The organism is Flavobacterium cryophilum (assembly GCF_048286555.1).
In the GTDB taxonomy this organism is placed as follows: domain Bacteria; phylum Bacteroidota; class Bacteroidia; order Flavobacteriales; family Flavobacteriaceae; genus Flavobacterium.
Map to the genome: position 1 here is coordinate 882,279 of NZ_JBLVPZ010000001.1, position 12,969 is coordinate 895,247.

The following is a 12,969-nucleotide window of genomic DNA, read 5'->3' on the forward strand; positions in this document are numbered from 1 at the left end:
TTTAAAATCACAATTATGGCATCAATTAATCCGTATTTAATTTTTAATGGAAATTGCGAAGAAGCATTTCTATTCTATCAATCTGTATTTGGCGGGGAATTCCCTTATATTGGCAAATATAAGGATATGCCACCAAAGGAAGGCAATCCTGTGCTTTCTGAAGTAGATGGAAATAAAATCATGCATGTTACTTTGCCAATAGGTGATGGATCTGTATTGATGGGAAGCGACAGTAATTCCGCAGGTGGAGCAGTTGCTATTGGACAAAATATTTCAATTTCAATTAATGCCTTAAGTGCAGCGGAAGCGGATAAATTGTTTGATGGGCTTTCGGCTGGTGGAACGGTTACTATGCCGATGAATCAAACCTTTTGGGGTGCTTATTTTGGAATGTTCGTTGATAAATTTGGGATCAATTGGATGGTAAATTTTGATGAGAATGAAGAATAATTAGCGTTAAAAAGTATTCTGGTTTACTGGTGGATTGCGTTTTTCTCATAAATACTAACCTGTTCATTCATTTGGATAGGTTTTTTTATGGGTAATTTGAAGTATTTGTTATTGTTAAAAAAAAGGAACATTATTTTTTTTTATCAACGTCAGATTGTCGATTTTTGTCCATTCTAAATCAAATAATTATAAAATGCAAATAGAAGAAATAGAGGTTATTTTATTAAAAGTTTCTGGTCAGGACAAACCCGGTGTGACTGCTGGTTTAACATCCATTTTGGCGACTTATGATGCCATTATTTTAGATATAGGACAAGCGGATATTCATGACACCTTGTCGTTAGGTATTTTATTTGAAATAAAAGCGGGTTCTTCGTCTGCTCCTGTTTTAAAAGATTTATTGTTTAAAGCATATGAATTGGGTGTTAAAGTAAAATTTATTCCGATTTCTATTGCTGAGTATGAAATATGGGTCAAAGCACAACGCAAACAACGCTATACCATTAATGTTTTGGGAGAAACACTGACCGCTGTGCAAGTGGCAGCTGTGACGAGGATTTTGTCAAACCAAAATTTAAATATTGACGCTATCAAAAGATTGACAGGTAGGGTTTCTATTATTGATAAAGAAGAATTTCCTCGTTCGTGTATACAATTGTCGGTAACGGGTACCATTGTCGATAAAACGTTCATGACTGCCAGTTTTATGGAAATTTCCAGAACGTTAGATGTGGATATTTCTTTTCAAGAAGATAATATGTATCGAAGAAATAGACGTTTGGTGTGTTTTGATATGGATTCGACCTTGATTCAAACCGAAGTAATTGATGAATTAGCGGAGTTAGCGGGTGTGGGTGAGCAAGTACGTGCGATTACAGAATCAGCGATGAACGGCGAGATCGACTTTAGCGAAAGCTTTAAGCAACGAATGGCCTTGTTAAAAGGGTTGAGCGAAGACGTGTTGCAAACTGTTGCTGAAAATTTGCCCATAACAAAAGGAGCGCATCGCTTAATGAAAGCCTTGAAATATTACGGCTATAAAACCGCTATTTTGTCCGGAGGCTTTAGCTTTTTTGGAAAACACCTTCAAAAGGAATTAGGCATTGATTATGTTCACGCCAATGAATTAGAGATTGTTGACGGAAAATTGACGGGTAATTATCTCGGAGAAATTGTCGATGGTAAAAAGAAAGCAGAATATCTGCAAGCCATTGCCAATAAAGAAGGCATTCACATCAACCAAACCATTGCGGTGGGTGATGGTGCCAATGACTTGCCGATGTTGAATTTGGCAGGCTTAGGAATTGCTTTTCATGCTAAACCTACCGTAAAAGAAAATGCAGCTACTTCAATTTCTAGCTTGGGTCTCGACGGTGTTTTGTACCTGTTAGGTTACCACGACAGGCATATTGATATGATGGAGGAGGAGTAAAATACGACAATAATTATAAAAAGAGGCTGTTCAAAAAGTGATTTTCGGACGGCCTTTTTTATACTTTAATGCTAAATATTTTTTCAGGTTTTTCCAGTGTTTGTTTTTCGGGAGATTTACAAATTCCTCTGACGCCACAACTCATTCTATGCGGCCCGCAGGAACTCAAGAAAAAAAGGGTAATCAAGATGTAGAAGGTATTTTTCATCTTTTCCAATCTTTATACAGTTTCCAACTGCATGCTTTTTAGTTGTTCCAAATAATCTCTTTGGTTAGAAAGTCTTGGAATTTTGTGTTGCCCACCCAATTTGTCCTTGCATTTTAACCAATCATAAAACAAATTTTTTCGGGCTACATTGATGACAAGCGGATTTAATGTCATGTTGTTGTAACGCTTCGCTTCATAATCTGAATTTAAAGATTGTATGGATTCATCTAATGCTTTCTGAAATTGAGATACATCCGCGGGATTGTTTTTGAATTCAATCATCCATTCATGGGCGCCTTTTTCTTTGCCCTCCATAAAGATAGGCGCAACGGTGTAATCCACTACTTCCATCTGGGTCAGTTTACACGCTTTGGCAATAGCCTGATCCGTGTTTTCGACCATCAATTCTTCGCCAAAAACATTAATGTGATGCTTGGTTCTTCCCGTTACCCGAATCCGGTAGGGATTCAATGACGTAAAACGAACGGTGTCGCCAATCAAATAGCGCCATAAACCCGAATTGGTGGTAATTACCAAAGCATAATTTTTGCAAAGTTCTACATCTGCCAATCGAATTGCTTTTTGATTTGGTGTCCCAAAAGTATCCATTGGAATAAATTCATAAAAAATTCCGTAATCCAACATTAATAATAAATCACTGGAATAATTTAAATCCTGAATGGCAAAAAAGCCTTCGGAAGCATTGTATATTTCGTAATATTTAAATTCTTTTTTCGGTAGTATTTTTTTGTATTGCTCTCGGTAGGGTTCAAAATTTACGCCTCCGTGAAAGTAAACTTCTAAGTGTGGCCAAAGTTCAAATAAATTTCCCTTTCCGGTTTCTTCCAGCATTTTATTCATTAAAACTAACATCCAAGAAGGAACTCCAGCAAAACTGGTTACATTTTCATTTTTTGTTTCGTTTATAATCGCAGCAATTTTGGTTTCCCATTCGCTCATAAGGGAAATCTTGTTGCTGGGTGTACTGCTGAACTCAGCCCAAATAGGCATATTCTCGATTAAGATCGCCGATAAATCTCCAAAGAACGTGTTATTGTCCTCATAAATTTGGGAACTTCCGCCTAGACGCAGACTTTTTCCAAGAAACAGTTCTGAATCTTCGTTGTTGTTTAAATACAAACACAACAAATCTTTACTTCCTTTATAATGACAATCTTCCAAGGCTTCATTACTTACCGGAATAAATTTGCTTTTGGCATTTGTTGTTCCGCTAGATTTTGCAAACCATTTTATGGGTGTTTCCCAAAAAACATTTTGTTCTCCTTTTCGGGTTCTTTCAATCAGAGGATGTAATTCTTCGTAAGTGGAGATAGGAATTCTTTCGGCAAAAGTCGCGTACGAATGTATCGAAGCATAATCATATTCTTTGCCTATAACCGTATTTTTGGATGACTGAATTAAATTCATAAGCAATTCTTCCTGAACTTCATTTGGATATTTTAGGAAAAGTTCGATCTGATGGATTCTTTGTTTTAGAACCCAAGAGGCAAACGAATTGATTATGGTGAGTGGCATATAGATTTTAGATTGTTGATTAACGATTGTTGATTTCAGATTTTTTCCATGTGAAAAAGACTAAAATTTAAGATTTGAATATCAATTGACAAATACTAACTTTGTCAAAGTATCAAAAATAGTGTTTTTTTATAAAAAACAATTCTATATTTTGGTAAAGATTTAAACTCAGAAAAGGGACTCTAATAATTTAAATCCTAAAAGCGTGGTGTTAAATCTAAAATCAGAACTAGTTAATCAACAATCTAAAATCATAATGACTTACGAAGGTGTACTTACAAAAATGCAAACCGAATTTGGAAACCCAATTCAATATTATTTAGTTTTTGAAAATAACTTTTTAAATATGAATCAGTTGCTGAATAAAAGCATGGAAATTAATTTTGTTGGATACCAATGTTTGAATTGTGGCAAGAAGAAAAAAATATTTCGTCAGGGATTTTGTTATGATTGCTTTTATTCCAGTGCAGCTGTTGGAGATTGGATTATGAAACCAGAATTGAGTACCGCGCATCTTGGAATTCAGGACAGAAATTTGGTGTATGAGGAAAAAGTGCAATTGCAACCGCATATTGTATATTTAGCTTTGTCGAGCGAAGTCAAAGTAGGAGTGACCAGAAAAACACAAATGCCAACCCGATGGATTGATCAGGGCGCAACCCAAGCGATTTCGATTGTGGAAGTTCCCAATCGATATTTGGCAGGAATTACAGAGGTGGCGCTGAAAAATTATTATGCCGATAAAACCAATTGGAGAAAAATGCTGACGAATAATGTCGGGCAAATTGACTTAGTTGCAGAACGATTGAAAGTTGAGAATCTTATTCCAACCGAAGTTCAGGAATATTTCTATTCGCAAAAAAACGATTTATGTGAGATGCTTTATCCTGTAATGCAGTATCCAAGTAAAGTAAACAGTTTGAGCTTGGATAAAACACCGCACTTTCAGGGAAAACTTACCGGAATAAAAGGGCAATATTTGCTTTTTGAAGATGGAACAGTTTTTAATATCCGTGGTTCAGAAGGATATGTGGTACAGATTAATGTGTAAAATTTACAAAAAAGCAGGAATCTCTTAAAATAGAGATTCCTGCTTTTTAGAATTTAGAAAACCTACCGTTTTGGTTCTAATGCCTTTTTTGGAGTTTTTTTAACCATTAAGAAATTAAGTTTCGTTAAACTGTAGGGCTTAATTTTTCTTAATTTCTTAATGGTTTAATCATAAATACAAGTTATTTTCATTTTTAGTGAAGCCGGTATTTTTATTCAAATTATTCTTGTTGCACTTTAGGCTCTTCTACTTTTTTCTTTTTATTAAACAATCCATTTAGTAATTCTGTAGCCTTAGCTTTCACCTCTTCTTTAGTTGCTGGAGTAGCCGCTTTTGTGGTATCGCTTGGTTTTTTATTTTTATTGATATAATCCGTCAAAGCCGACGTTCCTTGTTTTACTAGTCTGTCTTTTTGCTGGTTTACTAATTGAGTAGTCAATTTTGTTACCGCAGTATTGATGTCGGTAGTGATTTTTGGATTTGTAAAATGACCCACTAATACGGCATTTATCGGAAAGCTTTCTAATTTTGCCGCGTCGGCAGCAGATAACTTTGCAATTAACGCATTCGCTTCTGAACCCAAATATTTAGCGGGAACATCAAATTTTAAATTATAATTCATGCTTTGGTCAAAACCATGCGTTCCTCCAATAGTCGCTTTGATATCTTTGTACTTAATATCAAATGGTTTTACATTTACTTTTCCATCTTTGAACGTAACAGCAGCTTTCAAATCATTCAAATTGATTTTACTCACGTCAATGAATTTCAAGTTAGCACCTAGAGCAGTCAGTAAAGTCGAATTACTTGAATTGACTGTCGTTGAAAGCAGTTGCCCTAATAAATCTCCGGTTAGCGTTGCCAAGTCTGGAGTCAACTGTGTTGCATCCAGATTTCCATTCAATTTGATGCTTGAATTTAATTTCCCATTGATTATTCCGGCGATTGGCGCAATTTTTTTCAGCATATCCAGTTGGGTAAAAGACTGTGCGATATCGACTTGATTTAGTTTCAAATCCATATTGAAAACGGGCGTTTTTCCTTTTGTGGAAACAGCTCCATTTACGCCAATTGTTCCTCCAAAAATTGATGTTTTTACATTTTCTAAAGTAACTTTTTCGTCTTTCACAATCAGTTTTCCCGAAACATCTTTCAGGGTCAAATTATCATATAGAACCGTAGTTGCTTTTGCGGTAAGCGTACAATTTAAAAAAGCGGGAATCTTCATTGCATCTGCTTTTTTATCCGCAACCGCTGGGTTCGTTTGACTCGTTTCTCCGGTTGTCATAAAATCATCAACGGCTAATTGTTTAGAATTCATGTTGAAGTTTCCTTTCAATTCTTGATTTCTAAATATAAATCCGTAGAAATTCTCTAAAACTCCCGTTACACTAATATCGCTTTTTCCTGTAGTCGCGTTCAGCTCTTTTAAATTGACTTGACTGGGATTAAACTGAACTAAAGCAGTGCTAATGTTCATTGTTTTGCCGTTCTCATCCACATAGTTGAAACCGGATAAACTCATTGTTCCCGCGTTATTTATATTTTGATACTGACTTTTCTCTACGGATAGCATATCAAATTTGGTAGTCACATCGGCCTTTAAAATCCCGGATAATGGTTTGTCCAACTTTATCGGATAGGCTTTAGAGAGATTGGCTAAGTTGATAGTTCCTTTTAAAGCAGCATCAACAAATGCATTTTGTGTTATGTTTCTAATGTTGGCTTTGGCGTTGAAAACATCTTGATCTATTTTGAACGAAAGTTGATCAATGTTGACATAAGTGTCATTCAAGATACCGGTTTCATTTACAATTTTAGTGTCAATACTGATATTTTGAACCGTTTTTGGTAAATTAGGATACTTAAAGGAAGCGTTATTGGATGTGATTTTAACATTAAATTTGGGCACCGTTGTATCAGTATAGAAGCCTTTTGCAAAACCCATTACGGTAAAATCTCCCGTTGTTTTAACGTTATCCAAACTCGATGCATATGCGGCAGGGATAATTCCTAAGAAGTTTTTGAAAGAAGATGTAGGCGTTTTAAATTTCAAATCATATTCTTGACCCGCTTCCACCATTTGAATAAATCCATCAAATTCCAGCGGTAGCTGATTGACTAACGCTTTATTTTTTTTGAAAGTGTATTTGCTTTTTTCTAAATCGATTCCCAAAACTGCGTCTAGAGTCAAAGCAACATCATTCATGTAATTGACTTTGTCTAAATCTAGCGAAACTTTCGCAGTTGATTTAGTTACCAAATCTAATTTTTGGGCTGCAAAATCGCCAGTTCCTTCGTGGTTTAAACTGTCAATTACCATTTTTATTTTTGAACTTTCATCAAAATATCGGAACTTGAAATTCTCAATTTTGTAATCTTGAATTTTTAAGGATAACGGGCTGCTTTTTCCATCGTCTTTGGTTTTTTCCTCTTTCAAAGCTATGTCGTAATTCCCGATTCCGTCTTTATTAAAAATGATATTGATTAATCCGTTTTTCGAAGTGATCCCATCAATAGCTATCGCTTCGTTTTTACCTTTGAAAAGTTCCTTGATTGACATTTTTAAATTTAGTTCGCCTAGTGAAATCAATGTGTCACCTTCAAAAGGAGCTTTGTTTATAATGACTAACTTTTCCAACGTAACATTCGCATTTGGGAAATTTTTGAATAAGCTTAAATCCGCTTCTGCAAAAGAGACTCTGGCATCTACTTTGGCATTGATGGCTTCAGAAATTTTCGCATTTATTTGGCCCTTAAAAAGATAAGGCGCGGCAAATAAAGTCACGACGAGTAGGATAATCAGAATTCCAATGATTTTTAAAATTTTCTTTACCATAATTTAATTTCTTTAAATTCTATAAGTGGAGCAAAAATAATGCCTTATATTCTTCTGTAAAAATAGTATTTTTAGGACAGAGTAATTTTTTTGGTGTTTTTTATAAACAATAATTTAACTTTCTGCTAAAAAAAATCCGTCTAAACAATTGATTAAACGGATTTCTTAGTGAATTATAAAAGTTCTTAATGAATATTAATTTCAAAAGGCATCAGCGCTTGAACTCCTTTTTGCGCTTGTAATTTTTTAATTTGTTGCATAATTCTATAGTTTTCTTCTCCTATTTCTTCTTTTATAAAGTTCTCTTTTGATTTCACGAAAGGAAGATTAGCTAACAGGTCATCAAAGTTTTTTTCGTATTCCGGATAATTTTGTGTGCTAAAACTTTTTATTTTTGCCAATGAAGCCGCTTTTGCAACCGCGTCATCTAAACCTCCGATTTTATCTACAAGACCAATTTTTAATGCCTCTGCACCAGTCCAAACTCTTCCTTGTGCAATAGCATCCACTTGTGCAAAAGTCATTTTTCGACCTTGTGCCACGTGGGTGACAAAGGTTTTGTAAATGTGTTCCACACCTTCTAACGTCACGGCTTTGAAATTTTCATCGATAGGAACAAAAGGACTATAATTAGCTGAGTTTTGATGTGTTTTAACTTGTTCGGTATGAATTCCTATTTTAGTAGCCAATGGTGTGAAGTTGGGTAATATTCCAAAAACGCCAATAGAACCGGTAATTGTATTTTCCTCGGCAAAAATAGTGTTAGCATTACAGGCAATATAATACCCGCCTGAGGCGGCATAATTACCCATAGAAACCACTACGGGTTTTACTTTTTTAGTCAATTCAATCTCTCTCCAGATCAAATCGGAGGTCAAAGCGCTTCCGCCAGGACTGTCAATACGAAGTACAATAGCTTTTACATTTTTGTTTTTTCGAGCCTCTTGTAACGAGCGGCGCATAGAGCCTTCGCCAATAACATTTACATCGCCTTCGCCACTCAGAATTTCACCTTGGGCATAAATTATGGAGATTTCGTCTTTACTGTCAAAAGTTTGGGATGTGGTAGCAACTTTTTGAGCATAATCTACAACAGATACTTTATTGTATTCTTCATCATTGGCTACTTTAAGTGCTTTTCGGATGGCGTTGTGATACACATCTTCATAGGCAATAATGTCAACTAATTTTTGGGATTTTGCCATTTCGGGAGTTCGGGCGAGAAGTCCATTGGCAATTTCATTTAATTTAGCCACAGATATATTTCGGCTTTTAGAAATGTCAGCAGTAATGGAATTCCAAACTGAATTTAATAATGCAGTAGTTTGTTCTCGGTTAGCATCGCTCATTTCGTTTTCTAAAAACGGCTCAACAGCACTTTTATATTTTCCATGGCGAATTACTTCCATTTTCAATCCCGATTTTTCTTGAAAATCTTTAAAGAACATAATTTCAGATGACAATCCTTTAAAATCCATTTCTCCAACCGGATTTATGTAAATTGGGCTGGCAACAGAATTTAGATAATATTCTTTTTGCGAATACGAATTGGCATAAGCCATGACGAATTTTCCTGATTTTTTAAAGCTTTCCAACGCATCTCTTAAGGCCTTGCTTTGTGCCATCCCTAATGACGAAGTATTGTTTAGGATCGAAATTCCTTTAATGTCAGCATCCGTTTTGGCTTCTTCAATGGCATTGATAATATCTGACAAACCTACTTTTTTGTTTTCTGAAAAAATAGTAACCCAAGGGTCCTTATATTTTCCGGCATAATCGTTTCTGATGTCTTCCAAATCTAATTCAATAACAGAATTATTTTTCACTGTAACGCCTTCAGATTCACCGCCAAAAATTGCTCCAACAAGGATGATTCCAAAAAAGAACAACATGAAAAAAACAAAAATACCTATAATGGTCGCCAATACATTTCCTAAAAATCTCATAATTATATTTTTTAATATGTCGCAAAAAAGATAAAAAGGTTACAAACAATTATTAGAAATTTCTAAGTCTAATTATCAATACAGGATACAAATATATTGCTAATTCTAAAATTCTTTTAGTTAATTTGCGCCTAATTATGAAATCACAACATCAGGTCATTTTATCTATAGGCAGTAATCAAGGCAATCGTTTGGATAATATCGAGCGCTGCTTAGAATTGATACATCAAGAAATTGGTACTGTAATCAAAGTCTCCAGATTATATGAAACTCCAGCTTGGGGTTTTGAAAGTGATGCTTTTTACAATTGCGCGTTGGTTTTGCACACTTTTTCCTCTGCTCATAAAATTCTTACTTCGGTTTTGAAAATCGAAAAACGATTGGGACGCATACGAAACAATACGCAGGAATACCAATCTCGTACTATTGATATTGATTTAATTGCTTTCGATTCAGAAATTATTGCTACCGAAAAACTACAAATTCCACATCCGCTGATGCACAACAGGAATTTTGTTCTGTTGCCCATTCAGGATCTGAATTTAGATTGGCATCATCCCATACTTCAAAAAAGTATTGCTGAATTATTAGTGTTGACCCAAGATAAAAGTGTTTGTACAGTAGTTCAGAATTTAGTAAATCCTTTGCAGAATATTCCGTTAGAGCAATTTAATTATGTCGCTTTCGAAGGGAATATCGGAGCGGGTAAAACTACCTTGGCCACAAAAATTTCTGAAGATTTTAATGCGAAAACGGTATTGGAACGTTTTGCAGATAATCCGTTTTTGCCTAAATTTTATAAAGATCAAAACCGATATGCATTTCCGCTTGAAATGTCATTTCTTGCAGATAGATACCAGCAATTATCAGATGATTTAGCGCAGTTTGATTTGTTTAAAGACTTTCTAGTTGCCGATTATCATATTTTTAAATCGTTGATTTTTGCGAAAATAACCTTGGCCGAAGACGAGTATCGTTTGTATCGCAACCTGTTTGATATCATTTATAGAGAAATGCCAAAACCAGATTTGTACATTTATTTGTATCAGAATTCAGAAAGGCTGTTGCAAAATATTAAGAAACGCGGTAGAAGCTACGAACAAAAAATCCCAACTGAATATTTGGATAAAATCAATAGTGGTTATCTGGATTATATTAAATCACAAACCGATTTGAATGTTCTAATTATTGATGTTTCTAATAGGGATTTTGTAAAAAATCAAGAAGACTATCTTTATATTTTGGAACAAATACAGAAGAAGATTAATCAACAATAAACACTGCTGTTTGAACTATTAAGATGGATTCAATTACCTTTTTAGAGAAAAATGCCCCTTCTTTACAAGGCTTGTGTCGTCAATTTTTAATGCATACCAATAATCGTCAGCGGGTAAAAGATTTTTATTAAAAGTTCCATCCCACGATTGATTGGTTGCACTTAGATTAATAATTAATTTTCCATAACGATCAAAAATGGTGACTTCGGCTCCCGGATAATTAATTAATCCTTTTATTTCCCATACGTCATTATAGGAGTCATTGTTAGGAGTGAAGAATTTTGGAGCAATCAAAACTACAAATGTTTTACTGTCTGCCCCGCAATGATTGATTTCCCTGACAGACGCCGTTTGTAAACCGCTCGACACATTGAAAAATACGTTCGAACTTTGATAGTTGATTCCGTCAACAGAATATTCAAAATAATCTTCTGATTTTTTTAAATAAATCACCACTGTTGTAGCGTTAACGTCAATGCTATCTATTTTTGGAGAATCATGTTCCACAACAGTAATTTTTTTTCTGCTGGTACAATTTTCAGGTGCAGGACTTTTTACATCAACGGTGTAAATCCCAGTAGTAGCAACAGTAATTGTTGCCGTAGTTTCGCCAGTGGACCATAAATAAGTCATATTAGGGATTTGTGCATCAAGTATTAAAGTGCTGGATTTGCACAGTGTCACTTCCTGATCCATAACAACTGGAGGAGTATAAATGTTAACTTCAACCAAAATTCGGTTACCATTAGTGCATCCGTTATTTATGGCTTCTGCGTAATAAGTTGTGTTTTGAGTTACATTGGGTACAGTCAGACTTGTTCCGTTTCCTATAATAGTGCTGTCAGTTAAACTGGAATACCAGTTTACATTGCCAGTAGAAGCGGTTGCTTCCAGCGTTACAGTTCCTGCTCCACATGTAGAAACGGGAGAATTGGTAGCTGTTATAGTAGGGATTGTATTTATGGTGGCCGTAATTGCTGTTCGAGGGGCACTGCAATTAGCACCTGCATCCACATAATAGGTTGTGGTTGTAGATAAATTTGGCGTTGAGTAGGAGTTTCCTGTTGCTAATAGATTCCCTCCAGTTGCAGTATCGAACCAATTAACAGTTCCGTCAGACGCTGTGGCTTTAAGCATCACGCTTCCTGAATCACATCTTTCTAAGGGAGATGTATTTGTGATTTTAGGTATCCTGATTGTTGTGCTTGTTGAAATTAGTAATGGCAGTTCTCCGGGCATTCCACCGTATTCTACAATGTATCCTTTGGCTTGATAGTTTCCTGTTGCATCCCCGTTCAATTGTAAATCATTCCACGATCCAGGTGTTCCTGGAACGTCAGGTGCTTTAACGTGTGCATAATGTTCAACTCCATTACTGTTATTCGGTTCTCCGTTGTTCCAATTTGAATAAGTTGGTGATGTGCCGTTCGCTCCTCCATTCCAAAATACAACTCTGTCAATATCTGGTCCAGTTACCCATTTCCAAAGGCCCTCTGTTTCGGCATCGCTGCCACCGATCCATCCATTTCCGTTTGCTTGTGCTCCGCAAAGTTGTGCTTCATCTTGGGCTGTAATTGTAGCTAAATAACCTTGTAGTCCAAAATAAGTGCTATTCTCTGCGGCTGCTTTTGCTGCTGTCCAACTGATTCCGGGATTCGAAATGTATTCATAATAATGACCGTTTCGGGCTAAGTAATTTGCTTTTCCTATTGTAATTGAGAAACTACGAATTCCGGAAGGAGATGTGTTGCTACTGGAATATGTTATGTCTTTTATGGCGGCTATGAAGGCTGCAGTGCTCGGTTGTCCTGTTGATCCGGTTAAGGTAAATTTCCCTGATAAACCATCCCAACCACTTGTAATTGATGGATGAATTCCTGCCAAAGACAATAGATCTTCTCCATTCACATAGCCAGAAGAAATTTGGATATATATGGATGTAATTGCATTTTCAGTATCCGTTATTGACATATCACTTACAATATTCAAAAAACTTCCAGGACAGTAAGGTTGATTATTGTTCTGAGCATTTAGAACAGGAGCAGTATTAGCAACTGATTTCTTAGCTCTTTTTTTATCAAAAAAATTTAAAGTGTTTCGTGTTTTACTGGAAATGTTTTTTTTTGTCGAATAATCAAAGTTTGTGGCGTAATTTACATTCGAAGTAAAAAATATTAAAACTAAAATTATTTTAAAAAAAACATGTTTTCCCATTTTATAAAAGTATTGT

General features: G+C 35.4%; 9 protein-coding genes. 4 read left to right on the forward strand and 5 right to left on the reverse strand.

What is annotated here, in order from left to right; all coding sequences use genetic code 11:
* The first annotated feature begins 15 nt into the window (after positions 1-15).
* Positions 16-450 (forward strand): VOC family protein, encoded by a 435-nt coding sequence (locus ACNQGJ_RS03950; protein ID WP_417969857.1) that lies wholly within the window; start codon positions 16-18, stop codon positions 448-450.
* A 193-nt stretch (positions 451-643) separates the two neighbouring features.
* Complete coding sequence (gene serB, locus ACNQGJ_RS03955) at positions 644-1,882, forward strand: phosphoserine phosphatase SerB (RefSeq protein WP_417969855.1); 1,239 nt, start codon at positions 644-646, stop codon at positions 1,880-1,882.
* A 58-nt stretch (positions 1,883-1,940) separates the two neighbouring features.
* Here the strand turns inward: serB and ACNQGJ_RS03960 are convergent, their stop codons facing one another.
* Both ACNQGJ_RS03960 and ACNQGJ_RS03965 read right to left on the reverse strand, forming a co-directional pair.
* Entirely contained in the window at positions 1,941-2,090 is a 150-nt protein-coding gene (locus ACNQGJ_RS03960) for a hypothetical protein (RefSeq protein WP_417969853.1), read from the reverse strand.
* Between the two features lie 12 nt (positions 2,091-2,102).
* Positions 2,103-3,626, reverse strand: coding sequence for a GH3 auxin-responsive promoter family protein (locus ACNQGJ_RS03965; protein ID WP_417969851.1), 1,524 nt, complete (start codon positions 3,624-3,626; stop codon positions 2,103-2,105).
* 256 nt (positions 3,627-3,882) lie between these two features.
* Here ACNQGJ_RS03965 and ACNQGJ_RS03970 point away from each other — a divergent pair, with 256 nt between their 5' ends.
* Positions 3,883-4,677, forward strand: coding sequence for a DUF2797 domain-containing protein (locus ACNQGJ_RS03970; RefSeq protein WP_417971346.1), 795 nt, complete (start codon positions 3,883-3,885; stop codon positions 4,675-4,677).
* Between the two features lie 220 nt (positions 4,678-4,897).
* On the opposite strand, the gene ACNQGJ_RS03975 is transcribed toward ACNQGJ_RS03970, so the two are convergent.
* Both ACNQGJ_RS03975 and sppA read right to left on the reverse strand, forming a co-directional pair.
* Positions 4,898-7,516, reverse strand: coding sequence for an AsmA-like C-terminal region-containing protein (locus tag ACNQGJ_RS03975; protein ID WP_417969849.1), 2,619 nt, complete (start codon positions 7,514-7,516; stop codon positions 4,898-4,900).
* A 185-nt stretch (positions 7,517-7,701) separates the two neighbouring features.
* Positions 7,702-9,462, reverse strand: a complete 1,761-nt coding sequence (gene sppA, locus ACNQGJ_RS03980; protein WP_417969847.1) for a signal peptide peptidase SppA — start codon at positions 9,460-9,462, stop codon at positions 7,702-7,704.
* Between the two features lie 137 nt (positions 9,463-9,599).
* On the opposite strand from sppA, the gene folK reads away from it, so the two are divergent.
* Positions 9,600-10,739 (forward strand): 2-amino-4-hydroxy-6-hydroxymethyldihydropteridine diphosphokinase, encoded by a 1,140-nt coding sequence (gene folK / locus ACNQGJ_RS03985; protein ID WP_417969845.1) that lies wholly within the window; start codon positions 9,600-9,602, stop codon positions 10,737-10,739.
* A gap of 33 nt (positions 10,740-10,772) precedes the next feature.
* Here the strand turns inward: folK and ACNQGJ_RS03990 are convergent, their stop codons facing one another.
* Positions 10,773-12,953 carry an Ig-like domain-containing protein gene (locus tag ACNQGJ_RS03990; RefSeq protein WP_417969843.1) on the reverse strand — a complete coding sequence of 727 codons (2,181 nt, stop codon included), beginning with the start codon at positions 12,951-12,953 and terminating at the stop codon, positions 10,773-10,775.
* Between the last annotated feature and the right edge of the window lie 16 nt (positions 12,954-12,969).

What these genes read in the sequence shown, in the direction of transcription:
- ACNQGJ_RS03950 (WP_417969857.1), top strand. Translation starts at nt 16, where the DNA reads ATGGCATCAATTAATCCGTATTTAATTTTTAATGGAAATTGCGAAGAA.
- serB (WP_417969855.1), top strand. Translation starts at nt 644, where the DNA reads ATGCAAATAGAAGAAATAGAGGTTATTTTATTAAAAGTTTCTGGTCAG.
- ACNQGJ_RS03960 (WP_417969853.1), bottom strand. Translation starts at nt 2,090, where the DNA reads ATGAAAAATACCTTCTACATCTTGATTACCCTTTTTTTCTTGAGTTCC.
- ACNQGJ_RS03965 (WP_417969851.1), bottom strand. Translation starts at nt 3,626, where the DNA reads ATGCCACTCACCATAATCAATTCGTTTGCCTCTTGGGTTCTAAAACAA.
- ACNQGJ_RS03970 (WP_417971346.1), top strand. Translation starts at nt 3,883, where the DNA reads ATGACTTACGAAGGTGTACTTACAAAAATGCAAACCGAATTTGGAAAC.
- ACNQGJ_RS03975 (WP_417969849.1), bottom strand. Translation starts at nt 7,516, where the DNA reads ATGGTAAAGAAAATTTTAAAAATCATTGGAATTCTGATTATCCTACTC.
- sppA (WP_417969847.1), bottom strand. Translation starts at nt 9,462, where the DNA reads ATGAGATTTTTAGGAAATGTATTGGCGACCATTATAGGTATTTTTGTT.
- folK (WP_417969845.1), top strand. Translation starts at nt 9,600, where the DNA reads ATGAAATCACAACATCAGGTCATTTTATCTATAGGCAGTAATCAAGGC.
- ACNQGJ_RS03990 (WP_417969843.1), bottom strand. Translation starts at nt 12,953, where the DNA reads ATGGGAAAACATGTTTTTTTTAAAATAATTTTAGTTTTAATATTTTTT.